Consider the following 25,443-nt stretch of genomic DNA (forward strand, 5'->3'; position numbering starts at 1 on the left):
CGGCGTCCGACTCGACACCCGAAACGGCCGCCGCCTAAGATCAACCCGCGGCACCTACCTCGTTGAGCCTTTTACACCGCTCCGAGGACGCGACCGGCGGCGCGGCGTTCGGTTTCTGAGGGGTAGGGCTGGGCGTAGGCCCATTCGTCGAGCAGGGTGCGGTTGTAGCGTTCGGCTTTGCCGTTGGTCTGGGGGCGGTAGGGGCGGGTGCGTTTGTGGGTGATGCCGGCTGCGTGCAGGGTGTCGCGCCATAGGTGGGAGCGGTAGCAGCTGCCGTTGTCGGTCAGGACCCTGCGCACGGTGATGCCGCAGCTGGTGAAGTAGGCGTGGGCGCGTTGCCAGAAGGCGGTGGCGCTGTGTTTGGTCTCGTCGGGCAGGATTTCGGTGTAGGCCAGGCGGGAGTGGTCGTCGATGGCGTTGTGCAGGTAGCCGTAGCCGAGGTTGGGTCGTCCGTGGTGGGTGCGGGGCCGGTTGGGGTCGCGGTGGGCGGAGCTGTTGCGCCCGCCTGCGACTCGGCCGTGCGCCTTGTGGCCGCCGCCGTCGGGGATGTTGCCGAGTTTCTTGATGTCGACGTGGATCAGGTCGCCGGGTGCGGGGTGTTCGTAGCGGCGGATCGGCCGGCCGGTGGCGCGGTCCAGGTGGGTCAGGCGGGCGAGCCGGTAGCGGGTCAGGACTCGGTGGACGGTGGAGGGGTGCAGGCCGAGCAGGTAGGCGATGCGGGCTGGGCCCCCCCGGCGCAGCACACGGACCTTGATGATGCGCCGTTCGGTGCGGGTGGGTGTACGGCGTGGGCTGTGGTGCGGGCGTGAGCTGCGGTCGGCCATGCCCGCGCTGCCGTGTCGCCCCGTACCTAACCTCTGTGGTCAGTACAGCTAGCGGTCGGGGGGTGCACCCCACGGTCATCGATACTACGCAGAGCTACATTGCGTCCGGCCTCAGCGACTCGAGCGGCGGCGGGCCTCCATGAGGGCCGTTCGCGCTGATCGTGGACCAGTGCCAGCCGGCGACGCAGCCAGCGAGTAGACGCTCGCGGAGCAGTCGGGCACCCGCGCGCTGGGGTTACGGAGCAGACGGTCGAGATCGTCGAGCCGCCCGTACTGGAGACGCTGGCGGCCGATGACGACCACTTCGAAATCTGACCTGCGGAAACGCACAAAGCCACAGGTCAGGACGGTCGACCACTTGGCCCTCCCGAGGGCGGCAAGGGAGGGTTGATGGCGAAGATCGCGCCACAGGAGTATCGGATGGTCGCGGTCGGCGACCTGGAGCCGCACCCGGATAACCCACACCACGGTGACGTGGGTGTGATCGTCGCGTCGATCAAGAAGAACGGCTTCTATGGGTCCGTCGTCGCCCAGAAGTCGCGGATGCCGATCGTCGTCGGTGAGCACCGCTGGCGTGGCGCGACCAAGGCCGGGCTCAAGCACGTTCCTGTGGTCATCATCGACGTGGACGATGAGACCGCCCAGCGGATCATGCTCGCGGACAACCGGCTCGCGGAGTACGGCGAGTATGACGACGCCAAGCTCGCCGAGCTGCTCCAGTCTCTCCCAGACCTGGATGGCACAGGGTGGAGGGACGATGACCTCGCGGATCTGCTCGACGACCTCGGCAACAACATCGAGATCGTGTATGACGAGCCGACCCAACCCAGGCCCGCACCGGCCGGGACGCCAGCCCTCGCAGGGGAAGACCTCGACGACGAACTCGAGGACGACACGGCCGATGGCAAGGACGGCGAGGAGTCAGCGGACGGCGACGGGTCGGTCCGCACGGACGCTCCTCCTCCTCCACGGCCCAAAGCGGGTTCGACGGTCGAGTTGATCGTGCCCCTCACGGCGGCGCAACACGACGAGGTGACCGGCCTCATCGCGGACATCCGCAGCCGAGACGGTGAAGCGCCGCTCGCGGAGGTGGTGATGGCGGCACTTCGGACACACGCAGAGCGACAGCGGTAACGCTGGCATAAGGAGGCGGCCCCCTCATGGCTGACGATCCACAGGCAAAGCTGGCGCGGCACGAGCGCCGCTATCAGGCATTGCAGATGCGGATCGCGGGCGTCAGTCCCACGGTGATCGCGGAGCGGCTGGATTACGCCAGCCCGCAGGCGGTGTCGAAGGACATCACAGACGCGCTGAAGCGGGCCGCCAAGGCCGAGGCGATGGCGGCCGAGCAGCTGCTACATCTGGAGATCGGACGCCTGGACCGGGTGATGGCCGCGCTGTGGCCGAAGGTGCTGAAGGGCGAGGTCCAGCCCGCCGAAACCGTCCTGAAGATCATCAATAAGCGGGCGATGCTGCTCGGCTTGGATCAGATCAACCGCAACGGTGTCGCCGACGCCGACATGGCGAGCCTGCTCGGCAACATGCTCCTCCAGCTTCAGCAGCGCCACGACGTTCCCGACCCGGACACCGACGTGATCCTCCAGGCCGAGATCGTCCAAGGCGAAATCCTCTACGACGATGCCGGGGGTGAGGCGTGAGCCTGGCCTTGGACGTCGTGCTGTCGCCGAAGCAGGAACGCAGCATCGCGGAGTCGGCAATCTCACGACATATCTTGACTGACGACTAATGCGATATATCGTGAGTTGTAGACAACGACACCTTGGAGAGGTCATGACACGAACCGACAAGGGCTACAAGGGCATCGGCATGGAGGGCACGATCGCCCGCTGGTACGCGAGCAACACCGGCAAGGACCTGTCGAGGTTCGCCGAGCAGACCCGGGTCGTGGTGGCACGCGCCCCGGCAGGCGCCGATCTCCTGGAGGTGGCCCCCGGCCCCGGCTACCTCGCCATCGAACTGGCCAGAACCGGCGACTACACGGTCACCGGCCTCGACGTCAGCACGTCCTTCGTCCAGATCGCCCGGCAGAAGGCCGCGGAGGCGGGCGTCCAGGTCGACTTCCGCCACGGAAACGTCTCGGCCATGCCGTTCGAGGACGCGAGCTTCGACTTCATCGTCTGCTGCGCCGCCTTCAAGAACTTCTCCGACCCGGTCGGCGCCTTACGCGAGATGCACCGCGTACTCCGCCCCGGCGGCCGCGCCTACATCAACGACCTGCGCCGCGACGTCTCCAAAGAGGCGGTCCACGCGGACGTCGCCGGCATGCGCCTCGGCCCGGTGAACCGGGCGATCACCCGCTATGTCCTGAGCTCAGTCCTGCCCAGGCAGGCGTACGACAAGAGGCAGTTCACGGCCCTCATCTCCCACACGGACTTCAGAACGTTCGACATCCAGGAGACCCCCCTCTCACTCGACATCGAACTGAACAAGTGACCCCGACCGGGGACGCAGGCAGTCGCATACGAGGGCTGCCAGGTGACCGGGGTGCGCGACGCCGGTCTGTTCAGCGGTGAGCGCGGCCAGGACGATCGCCTGTACCTCCCCGGCGGCCACGTCGGCCCGTACGGCGCCGGCCCGCTGAGCGCGGGCGAGCAGTTTCGCGAAGGTCTCCCGCAGGTCGGCGGCCACCTTCTGGGTGGTGTCGCTCAGCTTCACCCCGGTGCCGGAGAGCGCGTCAGTGAGGTCCTTCTTGACACCTGCCTCGCGGATCATCCGCAGCAGGAAGGCGAAGAAGACCGAGCCGATGTCCTCGGCCCGCAGCGCGGCCTCCGCCTCGTCGGCCAGTTGCCGGAGATGGTCGACGACGACGGCCTCGAAGAGCGCCTCCTTGGTCGGGAAGTGACGGTGGACCGTGCCCGGCCCCACCCCTGCCCGGCGGGCGATCTCATCCAGCGACACACCGCCGCCCTCGGCGCTGAAGGCCGCTCGGGCCGCTTCGAGGACCCGCTCCCTGTTCCGCCGTGCATCAGCCCGTAGTGGCCGCTCGCCGCTCACGTCACCCGTCCCAATCTCTTCGTGGACAAACGGGGCGGGCGCCCCGTATATTAACCGGTGCGGACGCCCCGCTTATTCTCTCCGAAGGAGTATGCCATGTCGACTGCCGCACCCCGCGAGGTCATCGAGCGTCTTCTCGCCCTTTACGCCATGGGTCCAGTGCCGGAGACGGCCGATCTGTTCGCCGAGGACGCCGTCTTCGAGCTGCCGTTCCTGCCGCCGGGCGTTCCGCACCCCGAGGTCGGCCGCGAGCCCTTCCGGCGCCACCTCAGGGAGGGCGCCCAGATCCAGAAGTTCGACTCCGTGGAGGGGGCCCACATCCACGAGACGGCCGATCCCGAGATCGTCATCGCCGAGTACCAGCTTCAGGGCACCGTCCTGCCCACCGGAAAGCGGTTCGCCTTCTCCATCATCATGGTCACCCGCGTCCGTGACGGGCTGATCACCTGGTCCCGCAGCTACTCCAACCCACTCGACGGCGCGATCGCGTTCGACGGGGTCAAAGACCTGCTCGCCGGACTGACCGCGGCGTGAAGTGGCCCCTGGTTTTCCCCTGAGAGTGGCCGTATCGCGGCAGACCACTTGTACCTAGCCTGTGGCGTGCCACGCGAAGCCGCCCCAGGAGGAGCAACATGATCGACATCCGCAGGCTCCTCCCGTCCGACCGGATCGCCTGGGAGGGCCTGTTCCGCGCCTACATCGACTTCTACCAGCGCGTCGAGCCGGACGAGATGTACGAGAGGGCCTGGCAGGAGTTCCAGGCTGACACGCGCCTACACGCCCTTGGAGCGACGCTGGACGGACGGCTTGTGGGCATCACGCACTTCTTTCCCCACCCCAGCACGTCGGCGCCCGACAACGATGTCTGTTACCTGCAGGACCTGTTCACCGCTGAGGACGTACGGGGCAAAGGCGTGGCACGCGCGTTGATCGCGGCCGTGACCGACTGGGCCAAGGACCATGGGTGCGGCCGCGTGTACTGGAACACCCACGAGTCGAACATCACCGCACGACGCCTGTACGACAAGGTGGCCGAGAACCGCGGCTTCATCAAGTACCAGATCGACGTCAGCCCGCGATGACCTTGACGTAGGCGGCCACGTGATCGGCGAGCTGAGCCTCGGACAGGTCGAGGTGTTCGAGAATGGTGTACCTGCCCGGACGGGTCCGCGGCGCGTACGCCACGGCCTTGGCGAAGTCGGCGTCTGACAAGCCGAGATCGCCGGGAGTGCGCGGCAGCCCGTGCCGTTCCAGGCACGCGGAGATCAGCCCGACCTTGTCTTCGTCCTGACGCAGGTAGGTGCAGAACAGCGCCCCCACTCCGGCCAGTTCTCCGTGGCTGGCCGTGCCAGGGTGGAGCTCGTTGACGGCATGCATGATCTCGTGGTCGCCGCCGCTGGCCGGCCGGCTCGACCCGGCCACTCCCATCGCCATCCCGGACAGGATCAGCGACTCGGCCAGCACGGTGAGGAACTCGTCGGTCCGGGCCTGCCCCGGCTGGTGCAGGACCACCAGCGCCGCTGATCTGGCCATCGCCACCGCCAGCCCGTCGATGTGCTCGCCGACCTCGGCGGCGGCCAGTTCCCAGTCGGCCACCGCGGACAGGTCACTGATCGCATCGCCGATCCCGGCCGTGGACAACGACGCCGGGGCGGACCGGACGCGATCGAGATCCACCAGGACGGCCGCCGGCATCACGACGCCGTAGGAGCCCGTGCCCGACTCGTGCCGCAGCGTGCTGACCGGCGAGGCGATACCGTCGTGGCCCAGGCTCGTGGTCACCGCCACCATCGGGATGCCCGCCATGTGCGCGGCGAACTTGGCCACGTCGATGGTCTTGCCGCCGCCGATGCCGGCGATCGCCTCGAACTGCCCGGCCCGCAGTCGCTGTCCCAGCTCGGCTGCGGCGGCGAGGGTGCCGTCGGGAATGCGGAGCACCTCGGCCCCATCGATCCGCAACTCCTCGCAGATGCCGTCACCCTGGCTGGGCCCGACGGCGACGGCCACCCTGCCCTGCCGGGCGATCTGCAGGTCGGTCAGCAGCGTGCCGAGGCTGGCGACCGCACCGGCCCGGACGTCGACGAACAGGGGAGCGGAGAGCATGCGGGCCAACAGCGGCATGATTGTCCTTGTCCTCGGACCGGATGTTGATGTCTGACAGCGAAATGAGCTGATCAAATCCGTGAGGTTAGCAGCACCTAGCGATCTTCGTGTTGTACGAGAGGCCAGCCCACGCCTGTCCGAGTTGCCTGATTCCTTCAGGGAACCACAGGGAATTCGAGACGCTTTGCCGCGGGTGATGCAGCCGATGCCACCGCCTCCTCAGAGTCAGCGAAACGACCCTCCCCTGTCCACCCGCCGCCCTCTCGTAGCCTGCCAAGGAGGCGGCGAAGCGTCCTGAAGGGCGCCCGGGCGGAGCGAGGACCATCGTGGGGTCGGCGCTGGCGCCGACTGGAAAACGCCTGAGCCCAGCGCGCGAAGCGCCCCTACGAAGCCCTTGGGAGGCGAGGCGGCAATGCCTGAGGTCCCCAGGGCGAAGCGCCCTGGGGACCTCAGGAGAAGAGCCTCAGGAGAACAGGCGGTCTACGACTCGGGCCGTGGCCTTGCCGTCGTCCCTGGGGGCGAAGGTGGCGCGGAAGGCGTCGTAGCGGTCCGCGTGGGCCGCCGCCACCGAGTCGATCGAGCGTAGTGCGTCGATCACCTCCGCCGACGTCGACAGCACCGGTCCCGGCGCCTGCTCCGGGAGGTCGATGTACAGGCCTCGCTTCGACGAGTATTTCGCCAGGTCGTACCCATAGAAGACCATGGGCCGGCCGGTGGCCGCGAAGTCGAACATGACCGAGGAGTAGTCCGTGACCAGCACGTCCGCCACGAGCAGCAAATCCGCTATGTCGGGATAAGTCGTGACGTCGTGGGCGATGTCGGGGACGGCGGGCATGGCTTGCATGGGGTGGGCTCTGACCAGCAGCTCGTGGTCCGCGCCCAGTGCCTCGCGGGCCTTGGCCAGGTCGAATTTGACCATGGCGTTCTTGCGGTCATAGTCGCGCCACGTCGGTGCGTACAGCACCACGCGCTTGCCCTCGACCAAGCCCAGCCGCGCCCGCACCGCGGCCGCCAGCGAGTCTCTGTCCGGCGAGCAGAGCACGTCGTTGCGCGGCAGCCCGCTCTCCAGGATCTCGCCCTGGTAGCCGAACGCCCGCCGCAGCACCGGCGTGGCCCACGGCGACTGCGAAAGCAGCACGTCCCAGCCGCGTACCTCGGCCGCCTGCCGGTGCCAGATCGGCGGCCGGGGGTCGCGGGTCATGTGGGGCTGGTCGTTGCCGATGCGCTTGACCGGGGTGCCGTTCCAGGTCTGCAGGACGACCTGGTCCTCGCGGGAGCGGAACCAGACCGGCAAAAACGCATTTGTCACGATAAATCGGGACCGGGCGAGCGCAGCGTGGTGCTCACGGCTGCCGGCCCGCACCGAGGTCGTGCCCGGAGGCGGGGTGAACGCGCCGTCCTTGACGATCCAGATGTGCTCGCGGTCGTCGCCCCGCCGCACCCGCTCCTCGTAGATGGCCCGGACGCTGTCGGCGTAGAGGCGCCCGTCGTTGACCACGTAGACGGTCGCGTCGGTCAGCGGCTCGGTGCGTTGCGCCGGGTAGAAGACCCGCCGCAGCACGTGGGTGCCCGCGACGCCCTTCTCGTCGGCCGGCCGTTCCTCTTCGACCGCCACCACCGGCACGTCGAAGCGCGTCGAGAGCATCCGGAAGGACCGCCCCTCGAACGCGCGCGGCTTCTCGTCGAGGTCGGGCAGTGTCGCGTGGTCCATGCGGAGGGGGACGATCTCGCCCGACGGGTGCCGGACCGACATGTTCCAGGTGCCGGACGACAGCGGCACCACCTCACCGAAACGATCCATCGAGGCGGGCTCGAGACGTACGGTGAACTGGTCGCCCGTACGGACCATCGGCACGTGGTAGGACAGCCCCGACCGGTGGCGCAGCGTCAGCACGCGCGGCCCGGCGGCGTCGGGGTAGCCGCCGCGCAGCACCAGCGCGGGCCCTTCCCACACCGCCGAGGTGATCACCGGGCGGATGCGGTGCGCGGAGACGAGCACGCGGTCGCGCCGGTCGCCCAGCACGGTGATCTCGCGGTCTCCGGAGGGCGCCCTGGTCTCGACCAGGTCGCCGAGCATGACGGACGCGGCGGGGTCACCCTTCGGCTCGACCCAGAGCCGCCGCCCGTCCTTCTCCTGCAGCAGCGCGGGCACGGCCAGGCTGACCAGCACCTCGGTGCCGTCGGCGACCGGCGTGAACTCGGCGGCCATGCGGTGGCCGCCCAGCCGGGCATGACCCTTGGTCACCGTACGGCCGGCCAGGAAGATCTTCAGCTCCAGGCGCTCGCCCTCGACGGAGACCCCGGCGAGCTCGGCGCGGTTGGGCTGGAGGACGACCTGGAGCGCCCGGTCGGAGGTCCACACCGGCCTGACCCACAGGCCCGGTTGGAGCTTGAGACCGGCGGGCCGTTCGGTGCGGCCGGGGGACGCGCCACGCAGCAGACCGGTGGCCCGCGCGCCGCGGCTGTAGAAGACGATCTCGGCCCGCCACGTCGTGGTGTCGTGCACGGCGGGCCGGTGGCGCAGCCGCCTGCGTACGGCGTGCACGAGGCCGCGCACGGCTCCGCGCCAGCGCAGGGACCACGGGCTGAGCTCGGCGGTGAACCCGGACCAGTCGTAGTTGCAGCCCGGCTCGCGCGCGCCGTGGGTGGCCTCGGGGGCCAGCACCCGGCGGGTGCGCATGCGCACCGGAGGCAGCCAGCGCGGCCCGCGCAGCACCACGGTCGCCCAGTTGAACCGGCGGCTGCGCACGGACAGGCCCGCCAGGTAGGCGAAGCCGGTGACGCGCAGCTTGCCGTTGACCCACACGATGTCGTCGATGTGGGTCACGGGCACCATGTCGGCGCGCCGCAGCCGATAGAGGCCGGCCGGGAGCTCGTCACGGAAGGGAAGGTCGGCGTACCAGCGCAGGCCCTCGCGGATCCGCTTGGACGGCTCGGCCGCCGCCGCCACGACCTTGGTGAGCGTGTCGCCGTCGACCAGCTCGTCGTCCGGGCGGTGCTCGATGAGGTGGCAGATCAGGCGCCGGGCGACGGGCAGGTCACGCTTGACCCCCGCGTCCACGGCCGCCAGGTAGGGGCGCACCAAAGTGACGAGCTCGCGCCTGCGGGCCGCGCCACGCTTGACCGCCAGGTCCATCCGGGCGCCCAGCGGCCCGCTGAGCACCTCGGCGTCGAACGCCGAGTCGTGGCCGCCCGATCCCACGGCCCGCATGACCGCGTCGAGCGGCTCACCCCGGTCACAGAGATCCTGGACAGCCTTCAGGCGATCGGCGATCTGATCGCCGCCCTGACTCAGGGCTGTGACGCCGGTTGCCATCGGTAAGGCACCGCCTTTCGAACCGCCATCACTGGTTCATGCCATCGTAAGGGGACTAACGTGCAACGGATTCGCCTAACGAGCGAATCCGCAGGTCAAACTCATTTCTTAGAATCGGCTGAACGCCCGTCCCAGCGAGCCTGCCGCATGTCGACGCGCTCGCCGCGCAACGGTGTGCCCTCGTCTCGCCAGTGCTCCAGGCAGCGTCGTACGTGGTCAGGGGCCGCGCCGGTGCCGTCGGAATGCACCACGCGCCACCACGGCACGCCGCCGCCCCAGGTCGACATGACCTGCCCGACCTGACGCGGGCCGCCCTCGCCGAGGTATTCGGCGATGTCGCCGTAGGACATCACCATGCCCGGCGGGATGGACTCCACCACCTCGAGGACCCGTTCGGCGAACGGGTTCACGGACTCCATGCGTTGGGCCCCGCCTCGATGATCTCGTGGTATTTGCCGATTTCGACCACCGTACCGCCGGTCACCAGTTCCACGATGCCGTCGCGCACGGTGTAGTTCTCGCCGTCTTCGCCGACGAGCCGGGCGCCGAGCGCGGCCGCCAGCCGGATGAGCTGCGCCAGTTGCCAGTCGGAGCCCGGCTCGCCGATCACCTGATCGCGCCAGTGCCCTACGACGTGCGTGTCACCGGCGTGTCCGGCGACGATCTCGTCCGGCCCGCGCAGCCCGAAACCGGCCGGCGCGATCGCCTTCGCGAGCTCGGCGAACGCCAGGGGCGCTTCACGAACTACGCGCAGCTCGTATCCCATGACGCGCGACCATAGCGGATCTTTACTCGCTGCGCTGATTGAGCACGATGATGGCTCCGCAGAACATGATCAACGCCACCAGGACGCCTCCTCCGTAGAGCCACAGCCGCCACGGATCGGGCCCCGGCCGCGATGGCACCGGTGAGTCCTCGCCGACGCCGAAGTGCTGGTCGTCGGGCACGGCGACGTCGCGCTGCTCCCCCGCCAGCCGTTCGGCCGCGTTGAGCGCGGCACCGGCGTCGACCACACCGAACCCGGTCTTGTCGTCGTATCCCGCGGCGGGCCGTCCCCTGGCGCTCGCGGCCAGGGCCTGCGCGACCTGCTCGGGCGCCATGGTGGGATAGCGCGACTTGACCAGCGCGGCCACCCCGGCCACCAGCGCGCTCGCCGCGCTGGTGCCCTCCGAGAGCTCGTAGCCGCCCTTGCGCTTGGCGATGGGCACGCCCACGCCCGGCGCGGAGACGAGGACGGACAGGTTGTCGCTGCTGAACGTCGCGCCCTTGCCCTGCTTGTCGACGGCCGCCACGCCGATGACCCCCGAATAGCCCGCGGGGAAGCTCCAGAACGAGGTGCCGTTGTCCTTGGCGTACTGGGTCTGCCCGTCGTTGCCGACGGCGGCGACCAGCACGGCGCCCTTTTCGAGCGCGTAGGAGACGGCCTCGCGCTCGGACTTGAGCGGCCCGTACGTGCCGATCGACATGCTGATGACCTTGGCGCCGTGGTTGGCGGCGTAGCGGATGGCACGGGCCAGCGGGCTCTCCAGCGAGGTCCGTTCCTCCTGCTGGGGATCGATGGTGTCGCCGGTGGGGTCGTCGTCGAGGGCCAGGGCCAGGGAGAGGATGCCCGACTCGGGCGCCACGCCGATCAGCCCTTTGCCGGCCCCGGACCCGGCGATGAGCGCGGCCATCGCGGTGCCGTGCTTGCCGGGCTTGGCCGCGCGTTCGACGGTGGCCGCGGTCATGTCGGGACCGGCGGTCACGCGGCCGCGCAGCTCCTTGAGCGTGCCGTCGACGCCGCTGTCGACCACGGCCACGGTGACGCCCTTGCCTTTGGTGACCGTCCACGCCTGCTCGACGTTGAGCGCGTCGAGCACCCACTGTTGCTGGTCCCTGACGGGCGGGGCCACGGGAGCGTGCAGCATGACCACGGCGGCGGTCAGCGCGCGTACAACGGTCAGCACACGTTCCCCTGAGTGCAGGGCGGGACCTTAGGGGGGTCCGCCAGGAAATAGGCGATCTGGTTGCCGATCGACTTGGCCGCCGGCCACAGCTCGCTGTGGAGGATCTCCTCCGGCGGGATGGCCGCCCGGGTCCTGCCGTCCGCGTAGCCCGCCGTCGAGAACACGATGTACGGTCCGGCGCCCACCCAGCCGGTGCGCTGGCGCTGCTCCACCCCGAACCGCTCGGTCACCGTGCCGGAGAAGGCCACGGGCAGCACGCCGACCCGGTCGTCCTGGGTGAGCTGCTCGGTCGCCGAGAGCCTGGACTCCTCGTCCTTCAGTACGGCCACGCCGACCGTGAAGACGAACGTGGCCGTCTGGTCGACGTAGGTGGCGCGGAGCATGGTCACGCATCCGTGGTCGTCGAGGATGCCCGCCACGGAGGGGTCGACGGCCTTGCCGCACTCGGTCTGGGGTGCGATGCCGACGCGCCGGGCGTACTGCTGGGCCTTGTCGAGCCCGACGTACTTCACCTCTTCCGGGAAGACGCCGGTCGCGGGCCACGCCTGCCAGCGCCTGGCGATCTCCTCCTGTTTGTACTGGTTCTGCTCTGCCGCGGTCAGCGGGCGCGACCTGGTCTCCTCAAGCAGCCCGATCGTGCCGAGGAGCACGAGGACGGCCGACATGACCACGACGATGCCGACGAGCGTCACGAACAGGCGGCGGAAACGCACACCCTGCCGGAGCATGGCCTGCTCCACGCGCTCCTTGGACGCCGCCTTGTCGCGGCCGTTGGCCGCCGGCCACGCGCGCACGCGAGATCGGCGACCGGCTGGAGCACCGAGCGGGTTCTTCCGTCCCGATGTGGCTCCCCCGGCGCGCGGCAACCCTGAGGTGGACCTACGTGCCTTCACCACCGCCTCGTTCCCAGGCTCGGTTCGTGTCTATTTCGTCCCCCTTAGCGGACGGATCATGCGCCTTGACCGCTCTGAGCGCGGCGCACACGCCTGACCAGGGCGAATATCGCCCACATGGAGGAGAGCGCGCCGAGGGCGGCCGCCAAGGCGATCGTCCCATAGACCTTGACCCGCGCTTGGTCCCGGCTGACGACCTCGATCCGGCCCGCCGATCCGCCGCCGAGCGGCCGGGCCGGGTCCTGCGCCTGGGCCCCCGCGGCCGTCTCGGTGTAATGAGCGAGCCGCCCCGCTTCGGCCAGCGCCTTGGCGGCGTTGACCACGCCGAAGCCGGTGCCGGTGTCGTAGCCGCCCGGCGGCCGGTCGGTCGCGCTCGCGGTCATGGCCTGCGCGACCAGCGGCGGCGACATTTCCGGATATTTGGCCTTAATGAGGGCGGCCACTCCGGAGACCAGCGCGGTGGCCTGGGAGGTGCCCCTGCCGACCCAGTACTCGTCGCCGGGGCCCGCGCCCATGATGTCGACGCCGGGCGCGGCCACCAGCACCGAGGAGTTCCAGTTGGAGAACGTCGCCCGGCGCAGCCGCCGGTCCGTCGCGCCCACGGACACGACGCCGGGGAAGGCGGCCGGGTACGAATAGGGGGCGAATCCCGTCTCGTCGGGCTCGCCCGCACCGTCATTGCCCGCGGCGGCCACCAGCACGACGCCCTTGGAGATCGCGTAGCGTACGGCCGCCCGCTCCTCCTGGGTCGCCAGCTCCTTGGAGATCGACATGTTGATCACGCGCGCCCCCCGATCGACCGCGTAGCGGATGCCCCTGGCCACCACGTTCTCGAAGCGCGCGGCGGTGTTGAACTCCCTGAACCCCGGTTCCTCGTCCTCCAGTATCACCCGGACCGACAGGAGCCGCGCTTTGGGAGCCACGCCGATCACGCCGAGCTTGCTCTGGTGGCCGTGGCCGTGCCCGGCGATCAGCGAGGCCATGTACGTGCCGTGCAGGCGACGCGGCGGCACCCCCGGCGGGTTGGCGCCCTCGGTGAAGTCCCGGCCCACGGTCACGGAGCCGGCCAGGTCGCGGTGGCCGGGATCGACGCCCGAGTCGAGCACGGCCACGGTGACGCCCGCGCCCTTGCTGACCCGCCACGCCTTGTTCAGCTCCAGCGTGCTGATCACCGGCTGCTGGCCGCCGCGCACGTCGTCGGCCAGGGCCGCCTCGGCACTCATGAGCCCCGGCGCGGGCCCGGCCCCCAAGACACCCAGCGCCGGCCCCGCACTGAAGAACACCACCGCCGCGACGAGCACGCCCGCACGGGTCGGCACCCCGCGGCCCAGCACCCTGCGGGCCAGCGCCGCACGGGCCAGCACCGCGCGGCTCAGCACCGCCACTCCTGGGAGGCGCAGTCGGGCATCCGGGGCGTGCTCAGGTCGGCCAGGACCCGCTCGGAGATCTCGCTGGCGAACGCGAAGATGGCCGGCCGCTGTTCGCCGACGGAGCGCGCCGGCCGGCCGTCGACCTGGCCCGCCGTGGTCAGCACGAGGTACGGGCCGGCCTGACGTACGGAGCCGGCCTGGCGTACGGAAGGGGCGAAACGGTCGGAGGCCGTGCCCTTGAAGGCCAGCGGCCGCAGGCCGGGCACGGGCGCGCCGGCGGCGGAGAAGGCGGTCTTGGCGTGCGCGGCCTCGAACTCGTCGGACAGGGCCACGACGCCGATCGTGACGAGCACGCCCTGCAGCGCGTCGATGTAGGTGGCGCGCAGCACTCCCCGGCAGCCCGCCTTGCGCAGGGCCTTGGCGGCTTTCGAGTCGACGGAGCCGGCGCAGGCGAAACCCGGCGAGATGCCGACCCGGCTGGCCCGCTCCTGTCCGCCCTGCTCGGCGGAGTAGGGCAGGCTGGCCGGGAAGATGCGCCCGGTCGCCCAGGTGCGCCAGCGTTCGGCGACCTCCCGCTTGGCCGCCGCGTGCAGCTCGGCGGTGCTCGGGCCGCGTGACAGCTCCGAGCCCGCCGCACTGGCCGAGACCCCGGCGGCCACCGCGCAGACCATCGTCAGCACGGAGGCCATCACCAGGGCGGGCCAGGGGCGAGCGTCGTCCACGCCATCGACCTTAATGCGGGCGACCGGGCGCCATCCGCAGAAACCGGACCCTCGGGGAAAGGACCGGACTCAGTAGGAGGGCAGGCTGGGGTCCACGGTCTTGACCCAGCTGAGCACGCCGCCGCCGACGTGCACCGCGTCGGAGAAACCGGCGTTCTTGACGATCGCCAGCGCCTCCGCCGAGCGCGCGCCCGACTTGCAGTGGAGCACGATCCGCTTGTCCTGCGGCAGCTTCTCCAGGGCCGAGCCGTTGAGGAACTCGCCCTTGGGGATCAGCGTGGCGCCGGGGATGGAGACGATCTCGTACTCGTTGATCTCGCGGACGTCGACGAGGAAGATGTCGTCGCCGTTGTCCTGCATGGCCTTGAGCTCGCGCGCGGTGATCGTCGAGCCCGTCGCGGCCTCGGCGGCCTCGTCGGAGATCGCGCCGCAGAACGCCTCGTAGTCGTCGAGGAGCTGGGTGACCGTCGGGTTCTTGCCGCAGAGCACGCACTCGGGGTCCTTGCGGACCTTGACGTCGCGGTACTTCATCTCCAGGGCGTCATAGATCATCAGTCGGCCGACCAGCGGGTCGCCGATGCCGGTGAGCAGCTTGATCGCCTCGTTGACCTGGATGGAGCCGATCGAGGCGCACAGCACGCCCAGCACGCCGCCCTCGGCGCACGACGGCACCATGCCGGGAGGCGGGGGCTCGGGGTAGAGGCAGCGGTAGCAGGGGCCGTGCTCGGCCCAGAAGACGCTCGCCTGGCCGTCGAAGCGGTAGATCGAGCCCCAGACGTACGGCTTGCCGAGCAGCACCGCGGCGTCGTTCACCATGTAGCGCGTGGCGAAGTTGTCGGTGCCGTCGACGATGAGGTCGTAGCCGGAGAAGATCTCCATCACGTTGTCGTTGGTCAGCGCCGTGTTGTGGATGACGACGTCGACCAGCGGGTTGATCTCGCGGACCGTGGCCGCGGCGCTCTCGGCCTTCGGCCTGCCCACGTCGGACTGGCCGTGGATGATCTGGCGCTGCAGGTTGGACTCGTCGACGACGTCGAAGTCGATGACGCCCAGCGTGCCCACGCCAGCCGCGGCGAGGTACATCAGCGCGGGCGATCCCAGGCCACCGGCGCCCACACAGAGCACCTTGGCGTTCTTCAGCCGCTTCTGCCCGGCCATCCCCACGTCGGGAATGATCAGGTGGCGTGAGTAGCGGCGCACTTCGTCGACGGTCAGCTCCGCGGCCGGCTCGACCAGTGGTGGCAACGACACTTTCTACGCTCCCGTTCCAGGGGGACCTATCCCCCCTGTGAAACCTAGTTGGCGAGTCGGGCATTCCCCAACCGCGTCTCACCGATCAGACGGCGGGCCTCCGCGGCCACCACACGGGGCGTCTCCATCATCGCCACGTGCCCGGCGCGCGGCAACAGCACCAGTCTGACCTGCCTGAACGTACGGGCTGCCTTGGCGGCCATGGCGGGACGCACCAGCCGGTCGTGCCTGCCGTGGACGATCAGGGTGGGCGCCTCGATGAGGGCGGCCTGACGCCACAGGTTCTCCTCGCCGCGGCGGAAGTACTCGGCCACGATGCCGCGGGCCGAGCCGATCATGGCGGCGGCGGCGTAGGCCAGTTCGTCGCGCCTGCGCTGCTCCTCGACCGCGTCGTGGAGGCGTACCGGATGGACCGCGGCGACGTCCGCCCAGACCATGGCGAAGGAGGCCTTGATCCGCTGCTCGGCGGGGATCAGCCGGAGCTTGTCGGCCACCCACTCACCCAGCCTGGGCAACGCCGCGGCGGCGACGCGTATCGGGCCGTACCTGGGCAGCAGGTCGGGCAGCGCCGGCGAGATGAGGACGAGCGAGCGGACCAGGTCGGGGCGGGTGGCGGCCACCCTGACGGCGACCGCGCCGCCCAGCGAGTTGCCGAACAGATGCGCGGGACCGGTCTCCCGCAGCAGGCCGATCACCGCGCGAGCGTGCGCGGCGATGGTGTAGTCGCCGTCGGCCGGTTCGGGCGAGAACCCCGCTCCTGGCAGGTCGATGGCGTAGCCGGTGACGAGGTCTTTCAGCTCGTCCATCAGGTCGGTCCAGTTGGTGGCCGCACCGGCCAGGCCGTGGACGAAGACCGCCTTCTCAGGGGCGCCTTCCGGAGTCACTCGTACATGCACCGAGCCGAACATGCGTCCTGGCCAGTGCGGGATCGGCGCTGCTGCCATGCGTCCTCCTCGCTCACCCAACGATAGCCGCCCTCGCCTTCCAGCCTACATTTCGGGCAAATGCCCCTTTATTAGCATTTATGAGTACGCAATTCACGCAGAAGCACGCGGTGCCGCCGTTCGCAAAACGGACAAATCATTTCATTTCATTTCATAAATGCTTAATGAGAGCAATGAGAGAGTTAGCGTATAGCAAAACAGAACAAGGCCCGTTTATCCGCTGGCTCGTCGGAAATAAATCCGCACGGATGACGCATTAGACGACATCCAAGATATTTACCGTTCAGTCCGGTAAATATCTGGAACGGGGCAACCGATCCTTTAGGGGGGAATTCAATGCCCAAGTTCAAGAGTGTCCTCGCAGGGCTAGCGATCAGCACGGCAGCGGCCGGCAGCGTGATCGGCCTGGGCGCAGTGACCACCGCAACGTCCGCCAGCGCCACCGCCTCCGCCGCCACCAACGCCGGCGTCGTCGCCGGTGGTTGGGGCGGCTGCCACCGTCGCTGCGGCTGGGGCGGCGGCGGCTGGGGCGGCTGGGGCGGCTGGGGCCGTAGGCACAACCGCGGCGGCCGGGTCAAGGTCCACATCCACCTGCACAACAACAACACCAACAGCGTCCGCGGCGACAATGACGCTGACGCGGACGCCCGCAACTTCAACCGCAACGACGCTGACGCGGACGCCCGCCAGCTCCAGGCCCAGGCCCAGCTCGAGCGCGAGCGCGAGAACGAGTTGGCGCGCCAGCTCGCCCAGCGCGGGGTTGAGTAACAACGCGGAGACGACCCGTCCGGGGACACTCCAATAAGGGTCGCCGGATACGGTCCGAGGAGATAGCCATGCAACCGGTTCTCCGGTTTGGGTGAGTTCCGGGGCGCGTGCTGAGTGCCCGTGTTCTCATAAAGGAATACAGGCACTCAGAAAAGTCGCCACGCCCACGCGTACGGACTCGGCGGGAATTCGTTCCCCATGGCATTGAGGGGAGCGGCCGATAAAGTCGCTTCCCTCCTGGATGTGTGAACATGAAAGGCGCCTTCGGCAATCAAGCCGAAGGCGCCTTGCCTTTGCCGGGCGCACCGCCCGATCAGGCGGATTTGCGAGCCTTACGCTTGGGAGCGGCCTTCTCCCCCTCGTCCTTGGACTCCTTGGCGGTCTTCTTGGGCTTGGCGGCCGCGCCGGAACGCTCGCGCTTGGCCGCGTCGACGCTCGCCCGCAACGCGGCCATGAGGTCGACGGCGGGACCCGCCTCCTCCTCGCCCGCCGGCGGCGCGACGACCTCCTTGCCCTCCACCTTCGCCTCGATCACCTGCTGCAGTGCCTCGCGGTAGGCGTCGTGGTACTCGGTCGCGTCGAAGTCCGCCTCCATCGTGGTGATGAGCGACTCGGCCATCTTGAGCTCCTGGGCCCGTACCTCGATGTCCTCTTCGAGGAAACCGAAGTCGGGCACGCGGATCTCGTCCGGCCAGTACATGGTCTCCAGCACGAACACCCCGTCACGCACCCTGAGCGTGGCCAGCGACTCCCGCTGCCGCAGCGCCACCTTGACGACAGCGACCTGCCCCGAGCTCTCCAGGGCGTTGCGCAGCAGCACGTACGGCTTGGCGCCCTGCGCGTCCGGTTCGAGGTAGTACGACTTGGCGAAGTAGATCGGGTCGATCTGTTCGGCCGGCGCGAACTGGAGGACGTCGATCCTGCGTGACGTGCTGAGCGGCAGGTCCTCGAAGTCCTCGTCCGTCAGCACCACGATCTCGCCGGTGGCCAGCTCATAGCCCTTGGCGATGTCGGCGTAGGGGACCTCCTCACCGTCGAGCGTGCACACGCGCTTGTAGCGGATCCTGCCGCCGTCCTCGCGGTGCACCTGGTGGAAGGTGACGTCCTTCTGGTCGGTCGCCGAATAGAGCTTGACGGGAATCGTCACGAGGCCGAAGGAGATCGCCCCTTTCCAGATGCTCCGCATGGGCACTCCTCAGCTCTAGCGGGCTCGCCATATGGGCACATACCCCCTCATGGGGTCGCCAATGCCATACCCAATCGAACCGATGCTCGCCGCACCTGGGCAACTACCCCCGGATCGCGAGCGGTATGGCCTGGAGGTCAAATGGGATGGCATCCGCGCCATCCTCCACCGCAACGGTGCCCTGAAGGTGACGGGAAGGCATGGAGCCGATTACACCCGCCGGTATCCCGAAATTTCGGGGTTCGGAGTGAAGAATGCGGTGATCGACGGGGAGGTCGTCGCGCTGGACCCGCGCGGCCGCCCCAGTTTCGTCCGGCTGCAGCACCGCATGCATCTCACCGATCCGGAAGAGACGATGCTGAAGTTGTATCCGGTCACCTACCTGCCCTTCGACCTGCTCTACCTCGACGGCATCACCCTGCTGGACCTGCCGTACCGCGACCGGCGCAGCCTCCTCGACGAGCTGGACGTCGGCGCCCCGCCGTACTTCCCCGGAGACTCCGACCTCCTCGCCGCCACCAAGGAGCAGGGGCTCGAAGGCGTGGTCGCCAAGCGGCTCGACTCGCCGTACCGGCCGGGCACCCGCTCGCCATGGTGGATCAAGGTGAAGCATCTCAGCACGCGGGAGGTCGTGATCGGCGGCTGGAAACCCGGCAAGGGCCGCAGGTCGGGCGGGGTCGGCTCGCTGATCATGGGCGTGTTCACGGAGCCCGGCCTGACCTACGTCGGGCACGTCGGCACCGGCTTCACCGAGGACGTGCTCGACCAGCTCGACGCGTTCCTGCGCCCGCTGGAGATCCCGCGCAGTCCCTTCCAGAACGAGGTCCCGTGGCGCAACCGATGGGTTAGACCCGAGCTCGTCGGGGAGGTGGCCTACACGATGTGGACCGACGATCTGCGACTGCGCCACCCCGTGTGGCGCGGGCTGCGCCCGGACAAACTCCCTTCGGAGGTGACGTTGTGAGTCCCCAGAAGGTGCCGGTGAAGGTCGGCGGGCGGCAGCTGACGCTGAGCAACCTGGACAAGGTGCTCTATCCCGAGGCCGGATTCGCCAAGGCCGAGGTGATCGACTACTACAGCCGCGTCGCCCCCGTACTCCTGCCGCACCTCGAAGGCCGGCCGCTCACCGTCAAGCGCTACCCCAACGGCGTGACCGGCCAGTCCTTCTTCGAGAAGAACGCGCCCGAGCACACCCCGGACTGGATCAGGAGGGTCACCCTGCCCGTGCCGGGCAGCACCAAGAACCGCGAGACCATCGACTTCGCCGTCATCGAGGACCTGCCCTCGCTCGTCTACTACGCCAACCTGGCGGCCCTGGAGCTGCACGTGCCCCAGTGGCGGGTGTCCGCCGACGGCGAGGCGCTGCCGCCCGACACGCTCGTGTTCGACCTCGACCCGGGCCTGCCGGCGACCATCGTGGAGTGCTGCCGGGTGGCCCTCATGCTGCGCGAGGTGCTGCGCGCCGACGGCCTCACCGCCCGGCCGAAGACCAGCGGCAACAAGGGCATGCAGCTGTACGCGGACTGGGACGGCCGCGAGGAGCCCTCGGCGTACGCCAAGAGGCTGGCCCAGGTGCTGGAGAAGGCGCACCGCGAGCAGGTGGTCAGCGTGATGGCCAGGAAGGCCCGCCCCGGCAAGGTGTTCATCGACTGGAGCCAGAACAACCCGGCCAAGACCACCGTGGCCCCCTACTCGCTGCGGGCCGGGGAGCGGCCCACGGTCTCGACGCCGCTGCTGTGGAAGGAGGTCGAAGGCTGCGAGCATCCGGAGGACCTGGTGTTCGCGACACACGACGTACTGGCCAGGGTCGAGGAACACGGCGACCTTTTCGGTCAGGCGTAGTCTGGTTCCGTCCGCACCTAGAAGGGGACTGCAATGTCGGAGATGGACGTACGTGGGGACGACCTCCCCTTCGACGAGATGATGGAAGAACTCCCGGTCGAGGCTCCCGAGGCCGACGCCGCCGAACAGCACGTCCTGATTCGCGGCGCCGGGGGCGGGACGCTCCGGGAGACCCCGCTGGAGGTCGATCCCGCCGACGCCGCCGAGCAGGCCCGCGAGGTGGACCTCGATGATGACGACTATCGCTGATGAGCCGCTGAGCCGCACGTAGGATGTCCGAACAGCCGACTCAGAGACCCATGGAGACCAGCGTGACCGCAACCCCGGACGCCAAGCCCCGGGGCACTCGGCTGCCCCGACTGGCCCGCCGCCGGCAGCTACTCAGCGCCGCGCAGGAAGTGTTCGTGGAGAACGGCTATCACGCGGCCGCCATGGACGAGATCGCCGACCGGGCAGGAGTCAGCAAACCCGTCCTGTACCAGCATTTCCCCGGCAAGCTGGAGCTCTACCTCGCGCTGCTCGACCTGCACGTCGACGACATGGTCAACCGCTGCCGCGAGGCGCTGGCGTCCACGCACGAGAACAAACTCCGCGTGCAGGCCACGTTCAGCGCGTTCTACTCCTTCGTCTCCACCCAGGGCGAGGCGTTCCGGCTCGTCTTCGAGTCGGACCTGCGCAACGTGGCGCCGGTGCGCCAGCGCGTGGAGCGCTCGCTGCAGGAATGCGCGGAAATGGTCAGCGCGGTGATCCAGGAGGACACCGGCTGCACCAGCGACGAGGCCCACCTGCTCGGTGTCGGGCTGGTCGGCATGGCCGAGGTGAGCGCCCGTTACTGGGTGACCACGCACGGCTCCATTCCGAAGGACGCGGCCGAGCAGCTCATGGCCCGGCTGGCCTGGCGCGGCATCAGCGGTTTTCCGCGTACGGCTTAAACCCGTTCGCTGGGCGCGATCAACTGCGTTTCCCGGCCGGTCAGCGGCGACGATGGGGTGAGCCGGCCCCGTCGAAAGGGAGCATGATGGAAGTCAAGATCGGCGTACGCTCCGTACACCGCGAACTCGTCGTCGAGACCGAACTATCGTCCGAGCAGGTCGAAGAGGAGATCAGAAACGCGCTCGCCGCCGATCGCGGCGTGTTCTCCATCACCGACGCGAAGGGGCGGCGCGTGATCGTGCCGGTCGCGTCGATCGGCTTCATCGAGATCGGCGAGGACGAGTCAAGGCCCGTCGGCTTCGGAGGCACCCTCTAGCGGCTCGAGCGGGGTGCGGCGGCAAGCGCCGTACCCTCGCTTGAGCGGAGCGATCCAGACTTTCAGATGCCGAGGGCGGCCATCCGCTTGCCGTGTTCCTCGGTCAGTTTGGCGAACAACCGGGAGATCTGCGCCTGGTCGTCGGACGCCGACTCGACCAGCAGCAGCGCCAGCTCCGGCCGGGCCGCCGCGACCCGCTGCCCCTGGCTGAGCGCCTCGCCGACCAGCCGCCGCGCCCACAGCGCCAGCCGGCCGCTCGCCGTCGGGTCGGCCACGAGACCGGCCCTGACCCGCTCCACCGCGAACTCCGAGCGCCCCTCGTCCACGAGCACCTCATCGACCAGCTTCGCGATCGACGGGTCGAGGTGCCTGGCCGCCTCCCGGTAGAAGTCGAGCGCGATGCCCACACCCACGTACGCCTTGACCAGCGCCTGCAGCCAGTCGCCCGGAGCCGTCTGGGTGTGCCAGGCGTCCAGCGCCTCGACGAACGGGGACATCGTCTGTTCGGGATCGGCGCCGAGCTCGGTCAGCCGGTCGTGCAACAGACGGAAGTGGGCGTATTCGGCCACGGCCAGTTCGCTCAGCGCGACCTGATCGGCCAAGGAGGGGGCGAGTGACGCCGCGTCCTCGGTCATCCGCGTGAAGGCGCTGAGCTCGGCATAAGCCAGCACACCGAGCAGATCGACGACTCCTGGAGACTCGTTCATGGAAGGCAGCGTACTTCGGGAACATTCGGAAACTCGGCCAACGTTGTGGTATCGAGTACACTGCTCTGTGAAAGTGCGACCGCACTGTGTTAATTCGGGGGAATTCCCCGTTAACCCCCCACTCCCGGGTCTGCGGTCGCGATGACGCGAGAGGGCTGGCTCTACCGCGAGGACCCAGGCACGGGGTTTGTTTTCCGCCCGTCGGTCCCGGCAGGCCCGCCTTCATTTGAGACTGAGGCAGGCCACGCTGACGACTTTCCGAGACCTCGGAGTCACACCTGAGATCGCTGATGCCCTCGAGACCGAGGGCATCACCACACCGTTCCCCATCCAAGAGATGGCACTCCCGCTCGCGCTGAGCGGCCAGGACCTGATCGGTCAGGCACGCACAGGCACGGGAAAGACCTACGCGTTCGGCATCGCGATGCTCCAGGGCATCGGCAAACCGCGTAAGAACCGTAAGAAGCCACGCGGGCTGGTCGTCGTGCCCACCCGCGAGCTGGCCGTACAGGTCAGCGAAGACCTGGTCACCGCCGCCGGCAAGCTCGGCTCGCGGGTCCTGACCGTCTACGGCGGCCGGGCGTACGAGCCGCAGGTCGAAGCGCTCAAGGCGGGCGTCGACGTCATCGTCGGCACCCCCGGGCGGCTGCTCGACCTGGTCAAGCAGAAGCACCTCGACCTCAGCCAGATCACCTCACTGGTGCTCGACGAGGCCGACCGCATGCTCGACCTGGGGTTCCTGCCCGACATCGAGCGGATCTTCAAGCTGATCCCCGACGAGCGGCAGACCATGCTGTTCTCGGCGACCATGCCCGGCGAGATCGTCGCGCTGTCCCGCAAATACCTCAACCGGCCCACGCACGTACGGGCCGAGCACGAGAACGGCGAGGGCGGCGAGGGCATCCCGCACCCGCAGGTACGCCAGATCGTGTGGCGCGCCCACCGGATGGACAAGATCGAGATCGTCGCCCGGCTGCTCCAGGCCGAGGGCCGCGGGCTCACCATGGTCTTCTGTGAGACCAAGCGGGCCTGCGACATGGTCGCGGAGCAGCTCGAGACCCGCGGCTTCGCGGTCGCGGCCGTCCACGGCGACCTCGGCCAGGGCCAGCGCGAGCAGGCCCTGCGCGCGTTCCGCAGTGGCAAGATCGACGTGCTGGTCGCCACCGACGTGGCGGCCCGCGGCATCGACATCGACGATGTCACCCACGTGGTCAACTACGACTGCCCCACCGACGACAAGACCTACGTGCACCGCACCGGCCGCACCGGCCGGGCCGGGCGCACGGGCATCGCGGTCACGTTCGTGGAGTGGGAGGAGCTGACCCGCTGGAAGATGATCAACCAGATGCTCGGGCTCGACTTCGCCGAGCCCGAGGAGACCTACTCCACCTCGCCGCACGTCTTCACCGAGCTCAACATCCCCGAGGGCACCAAGGGCGTCCTGCCGCATGCCAGCCGTTCGCGGGCGGGCCTGTCGGCGGAGCGCATCGAGGACCTCGGCGAGACCGGCAGGACGCGCACTCGCAACGGCGGTCGCCGCCGTGACGAGCGCCGTGACGAGCGCGAGGAGCGTCCGGCGCGCACGCCGCGCCAGCGCCGCCGCACCCGCGGCGGACTGCCCGCAGAAGAGGGCACCGCACCCGTCGAGACGCCGGAGGTCGAGCCCGTGCCCAGTCGCTCCAGCAAGTCGACCGCCAGAAAGACGGAGGAGACACCCGCCATCATTTCAGCTGACGAGATCGAGGCGGCCACCGAGCCGCGGCGCGGTCGCACTCGCAGGGGGGCCGCCTCGGCCGCCATCGAGAACGCCCTCGCCGACGCCCCGGAGGCCCCGCTCACCGACCGCGAGCCGGTTGTCGAGCAGCAGGCCGAGCGGAAGCCCGTGGCCGAGCGGAAGCCCACCAGGGAGCGCAAGCCCGCCGCCGAGCGCAGGCAGGTCGTCGAGCAGGCTCCCGCAGGGGAGCGGATCACGGAGGAACAGGTCGTGGAGGAACGGGTCATGGAACGGGCGCCGATCGCCGAGACGAGCTTCTCCACGCCGCCGCCCCCGGTGCGCCAGGAGCCGGACCGCATCGTCCCCGCGAGCCCGTTCATGGTGATCTTCCAGTCACCCGATCTGGCCACGGACGACGACGACATCGCCCCGTCGGCGGCCACCGAGCGCAAGCAGGCGCGCCGCCAGCCGCGCGGCGGCAGTGGCGGTAACAACGGCGGTGGCAACCGCCGCCGCGTCGGCTAGACACCTGGCAGACGCGGGGACAGAAGGCTGAACAGAAGCAGGCGCGTACCGCATCCCGCGGTGCGCGCCTGCCGCGTTTTCACCACATAACCGGACAACTTTCCGCGAACTCGCACCAGCGTACGGAGTATGCCGGTGTCTAGGCCCTGACCTCTGGGTATTGTTGCCTCACGTGAGTACGCCGCGATTCCTCGACCTGCCTCCTGGCGTTGCACCGCACAAGATCGAAACGGCCCAGGGCACCTTCGCGGCCCTTGAGGCGCTTCCGGTCAGCGGTGTGGTTGAGCGCTGGCCCGCCCTCCTGATCCCCGGGCTGACCGGCAGCAAGGAAGACTTCATCGCGGTCCTGCAGACCCTGGCCCTGTCGGGCCGCCGGGTGGTGGCCGTCGACCTGCGCGGGCAGTACGAGACGCCAGGTCCCGACGACCCCGGCGCCTACACGTGCGCCGCGCTCGGCGCCGACGTCGACCTGCTGGCCCAGACGCTCAGCGGCGGCGACGAGCCGATGCACCTGGTCGGGCACTCCTTCGGCGGGCTCGTCGCGCGCGAGGCGGTCATCGACGGCCGGACGAAGTTCGCCTCGCTCACCCTGATGAGCTCAGGGCCGTCCGCCATCGTGGGCGATCGGGCACGCAACGGCAGGGCCCTGCTGAAGGAGGTCCCGGTCCGGGGGCTCGAGCACGTCTGGGCCACCAAGATGGAGCCCGAGGCGCTGGCCAACGGCGTCCCCGACGAGATCATCGCCTTTCTGCGCAAGCGCCTGCTGGCCAACTCGCCGACCGCCCTGTCGCGGATGGCCGAGCAGACGCTGAACGCGCCCGACCGTACTGACGAGCTCAGGCAGATCGAGGTGCCCACGCTCGTCCTGTACGGCGAGCACGACGACGGCTGGCCAGCCGAGCTGCAGTCGGAGATGGCGGCCAGGCTGGAGGCCGAGTGCGTGGTCCTGCCCGGCGCGGCCCATTCGCCCGCCGTCGAGGCTCCGGAGACCACGGCCGCGGCGCTGATCCGGTTCTGGAACGCCGTCGAGAGCCCGCACTTGGACACATGGTCTAATGCCGTGTAATT

The 25,443-nt window shown here is 69.2% G+C and carries 26 protein-coding genes and 1 pseudogene; 13 read left to right on the forward strand and 14 right to left on the reverse strand.

Annotated features, from left to right (window positions below; genetic code table 11):
- Window positions 1-98: 98 nt before the first annotated feature.
- Window positions 99-836 (reverse strand): annotated as a pseudogene (locus ACGFNP_RS31825) (IS481 family transposase); the annotation flags it as partial.
- A 378-nt stretch (window positions 837-1,214) separates the two neighbouring features.
- Between ACGFNP_RS31825 and ACGFNP_RS31830 the strand changes: the two are divergent.
- The 3 genes from ACGFNP_RS31830 to ACGFNP_RS31840 all read left to right on the forward strand — a co-directional run bounded on the left by ACGFNP_RS31830 (window position 1,215) and on the right by ACGFNP_RS31840 (window position 3,278).
- Window positions 1,215-1,958 carry a ParB/RepB/Spo0J family partition protein gene (locus tag ACGFNP_RS31830; protein WP_393325115.1) on the forward strand — a complete coding sequence of 248 codons (744 nt, stop codon included), beginning with the start codon at window positions 1,215-1,217 and terminating at the stop codon, window positions 1,956-1,958.
- A gap of 26 nt (window positions 1,959-1,984) precedes the next feature.
- On the forward strand, window positions 1,985-2,482 hold the full coding sequence (locus tag ACGFNP_RS31835) for a hypothetical protein (RefSeq protein WP_393325117.1): 498 nt from the start codon (window positions 1,985-1,987) through the stop codon (window positions 2,480-2,482).
- A 133-nt stretch (window positions 2,483-2,615) separates the two neighbouring features.
- Window positions 2,616-3,278 (forward strand): class I SAM-dependent methyltransferase, encoded by a 663-nt coding sequence (locus ACGFNP_RS31840; RefSeq protein ID WP_358328865.1) that lies wholly within the window; start codon window positions 2,616-2,618, stop codon window positions 3,276-3,278.
- Here the strand turns inward: ACGFNP_RS31840 and ACGFNP_RS31845 are convergent.
- Window positions 3,252-3,839 (reverse strand): helix-turn-helix domain-containing protein, encoded by a 588-nt coding sequence (locus tag ACGFNP_RS31845; protein ID WP_358328862.1) that lies wholly within the window; start codon window positions 3,837-3,839, stop codon window positions 3,252-3,254. The genes ACGFNP_RS31840 and ACGFNP_RS31845 overlap by 27 nt on opposite strands.
- A gap of 96 nt (window positions 3,840-3,935) precedes the next feature.
- Between ACGFNP_RS31845 and ACGFNP_RS31850 the strand changes: the two genes are divergently transcribed.
- Both ACGFNP_RS31850 and ACGFNP_RS31855 read left to right on the forward strand, forming a co-directional pair.
- Window positions 3,936-4,373: a nuclear transport factor 2 family protein gene (locus ACGFNP_RS31850; RefSeq protein ID WP_358328859.1), complete on the forward strand. Its 438-nt coding sequence runs from the start codon at window positions 3,936-3,938 to the stop codon at window positions 4,371-4,373.
- Window positions 4,374-4,471: 98 nt separating this feature from the next.
- A complete protein-coding gene (locus ACGFNP_RS31855; protein ID WP_358328856.1) occupies window positions 4,472-4,921 on the forward strand; it encodes a GNAT family N-acetyltransferase in 450 nt (149 codons plus the stop codon).
- Here the strand turns inward: ACGFNP_RS31855 and ACGFNP_RS31860 are convergent.
- The 10 genes from ACGFNP_RS31860 to ACGFNP_RS31905 all read right to left on the reverse strand — a co-directional run bounded on the left by ACGFNP_RS31860 (window position 4,908) and on the right by ACGFNP_RS31905 (window position 16,384).
- Window positions 4,908-5,942: an iron-containing alcohol dehydrogenase family protein gene (locus tag ACGFNP_RS31860; protein WP_393326234.1), complete on the reverse strand. Its 1,035-nt coding sequence runs from the start codon at window positions 5,940-5,942 to the stop codon at window positions 4,908-4,910. The two genes, ACGFNP_RS31855 and ACGFNP_RS31860, sit on opposite strands and share 14 nt — an antisense overlap.
- Before the next feature lie 463 nt (window positions 5,943-6,405).
- Window positions 6,406-9,258 (reverse strand): CDP-glycerol glycerophosphotransferase family protein, encoded by a 2,853-nt coding sequence (locus ACGFNP_RS31865; RefSeq protein ID WP_358328853.1) that lies wholly within the window; start codon window positions 9,256-9,258, stop codon window positions 6,406-6,408.
- A gap of 101 nt (window positions 9,259-9,359) precedes the next feature.
- Window positions 9,360-9,677, reverse strand: a complete 318-nt coding sequence (locus tag ACGFNP_RS31870) for an MGMT family protein (protein ID WP_358328850.1) — start codon at window positions 9,675-9,677, stop codon at window positions 9,360-9,362.
- Window positions 9,665-10,024, reverse strand: a complete 360-nt coding sequence (locus ACGFNP_RS31875) for a hypothetical protein (RefSeq protein WP_358328847.1) — start codon at window positions 10,022-10,024, stop codon at window positions 9,665-9,667. The genes ACGFNP_RS31870 and ACGFNP_RS31875 overlap by 13 nt, the downstream gene beginning before the upstream one ends.
- Window positions 10,025-10,046: 22 nt before the next feature.
- The gene (locus ACGFNP_RS31880) at window positions 10,047-11,204 is read right to left on the reverse strand and encodes a S8 family serine peptidase (RefSeq protein ID WP_358328844.1); all 1,158 of its coding nucleotides are present in this window, start codon (window positions 11,202-11,204) and stop codon (window positions 10,047-10,049) included.
- Window positions 11,198-11,998, reverse strand: coding sequence for a hypothetical protein (locus ACGFNP_RS31885; RefSeq protein ID WP_358328841.1), 801 nt, complete (start codon window positions 11,996-11,998; stop codon window positions 11,198-11,200). Before ACGFNP_RS31885 ends, ACGFNP_RS31880 begins: the two co-directional genes overlap by 7 nt.
- A gap of 155 nt (window positions 11,999-12,153) precedes the next feature.
- Window positions 12,154-13,476 carry a S8 family serine peptidase gene (locus ACGFNP_RS31890; RefSeq protein WP_358328838.1) on the reverse strand — a complete coding sequence of 441 codons (1,323 nt, stop codon included), beginning with the start codon at window positions 13,474-13,476 and terminating at the stop codon, window positions 12,154-12,156.
- Window positions 13,470-14,189, reverse strand: coding sequence for a hypothetical protein (locus ACGFNP_RS31895; RefSeq protein ID WP_393325123.1), 720 nt, complete (start codon window positions 14,187-14,189; stop codon window positions 13,470-13,472). Before ACGFNP_RS31895 ends, ACGFNP_RS31890 begins: the two co-directional genes overlap by 7 nt.
- 69 nt (window positions 14,190-14,258) lie before the next feature.
- Entirely contained in the window at window positions 14,259-15,440 is a 1,182-nt protein-coding gene (gene moeZ, locus ACGFNP_RS31900) for an adenylyltransferase/sulfurtransferase MoeZ (protein ID WP_219539309.1), read from the reverse strand.
- A 44-nt stretch (window positions 15,441-15,484) separates the two neighbouring features.
- Entirely contained in the window at window positions 15,485-16,384 is a 900-nt protein-coding gene (locus ACGFNP_RS31905) for an alpha/beta hydrolase (protein WP_358328832.1), read from the reverse strand.
- A gap of 414 nt (window positions 16,385-16,798) precedes the next feature.
- On the opposite strand from ACGFNP_RS31905, the gene ACGFNP_RS31910 reads away from it, so the two are divergent.
- Window positions 16,799-17,152, forward strand: a complete 354-nt coding sequence (locus ACGFNP_RS31910) for a hypothetical protein (protein WP_358328829.1) — start codon at window positions 16,799-16,801, stop codon at window positions 17,150-17,152.
- Window positions 17,153-17,465: 313 nt separating this feature from the next.
- On the opposite strand, the gene ACGFNP_RS31915 is transcribed toward ACGFNP_RS31910, so the two are convergent.
- Window positions 17,466-18,338: a Ku protein gene (locus ACGFNP_RS31915; RefSeq protein WP_358328826.1), complete on the reverse strand. Its 873-nt coding sequence runs from the start codon at window positions 18,336-18,338 to the stop codon at window positions 17,466-17,468.
- An 82-nt stretch (window positions 18,339-18,420) separates the two neighbouring features.
- On the opposite strand from ACGFNP_RS31915, the gene ligD (ACGFNP_RS31920) reads away from it, so the two are divergent.
- From ligD (ACGFNP_RS31920) to ACGFNP_RS31940, 5 genes are all read left to right on the forward strand, one after another.
- A complete protein-coding gene (ligD, locus tag ACGFNP_RS31920) occupies window positions 18,421-19,302 on the forward strand; it encodes a non-homologous end-joining DNA ligase (protein WP_358328823.1) in 882 nt (293 codons plus the stop codon).
- Window positions 19,299-20,180 (forward strand): non-homologous end-joining DNA ligase, encoded by an 882-nt coding sequence (ligD, locus tag ACGFNP_RS31925; RefSeq protein WP_358328820.1) that lies wholly within the window; start codon window positions 19,299-19,301, stop codon window positions 20,178-20,180. Before ligD (ACGFNP_RS31920) ends, ligD (ACGFNP_RS31925) begins: the two co-directional genes overlap by 4 nt.
- A gap of 33 nt (window positions 20,181-20,213) precedes the next feature.
- The gene (locus ACGFNP_RS31930) at window positions 20,214-20,429 is read left to right on the forward strand and encodes a hypothetical protein (RefSeq protein WP_393325127.1); all 216 of its coding nucleotides are present in this window, start codon (window positions 20,214-20,216) and stop codon (window positions 20,427-20,429) included.
- Between the two features lie 62 nt (window positions 20,430-20,491).
- Complete coding sequence (locus ACGFNP_RS31935; RefSeq protein ID WP_214639794.1) at window positions 20,492-21,112, forward strand: TetR/AcrR family transcriptional regulator; 621 nt, start codon at window positions 20,492-20,494, stop codon at window positions 21,110-21,112.
- Window positions 21,113-21,198: 86 nt separating this feature from the next.
- On the forward strand, window positions 21,199-21,429 hold the full coding sequence (locus tag ACGFNP_RS31940; RefSeq protein ID WP_214639887.1) for a DUF3107 domain-containing protein: 231 nt from the start codon (window positions 21,199-21,201) through the stop codon (window positions 21,427-21,429).
- A 62-nt stretch (window positions 21,430-21,491) separates the two neighbouring features.
- Here the strand turns inward: ACGFNP_RS31940 and ACGFNP_RS31945 are convergent, their stop codons facing one another.
- On the reverse strand, window positions 21,492-22,136 hold the full coding sequence (locus ACGFNP_RS31945; protein WP_358328812.1) for a ferritin-like fold-containing protein: 645 nt from the start codon (window positions 22,134-22,136) through the stop codon (window positions 21,492-21,494).
- Window positions 22,137-22,473: 337 nt separating this feature from the next.
- Between ACGFNP_RS31945 and ACGFNP_RS31950 the strand changes: the two genes are divergently transcribed.
- Complete coding sequence (locus tag ACGFNP_RS31950) at window positions 22,474-24,375, forward strand: DEAD/DEAH box helicase (RefSeq protein ID WP_358328809.1); 1,902 nt, start codon at window positions 22,474-22,476, stop codon at window positions 24,373-24,375.
- A gap of 172 nt (window positions 24,376-24,547) precedes the next feature.
- Window positions 24,548-25,441 carry an alpha/beta hydrolase gene (locus ACGFNP_RS31955; RefSeq protein WP_358328806.1) on the forward strand — a complete coding sequence of 298 codons (894 nt, stop codon included), beginning with the start codon at window positions 24,548-24,550 and terminating at the stop codon, window positions 25,439-25,441.
- Window positions 25,442-25,443: the final 2 nt, after the last annotated feature.

The sequence above is a fragment of the Nonomuraea sp. NPDC049269 genome, from assembly GCF_043197155.1.
GTDB lineage: Bacteria > Actinomycetota > Actinomycetes > Streptosporangiales > Streptosporangiaceae > Nonomuraea.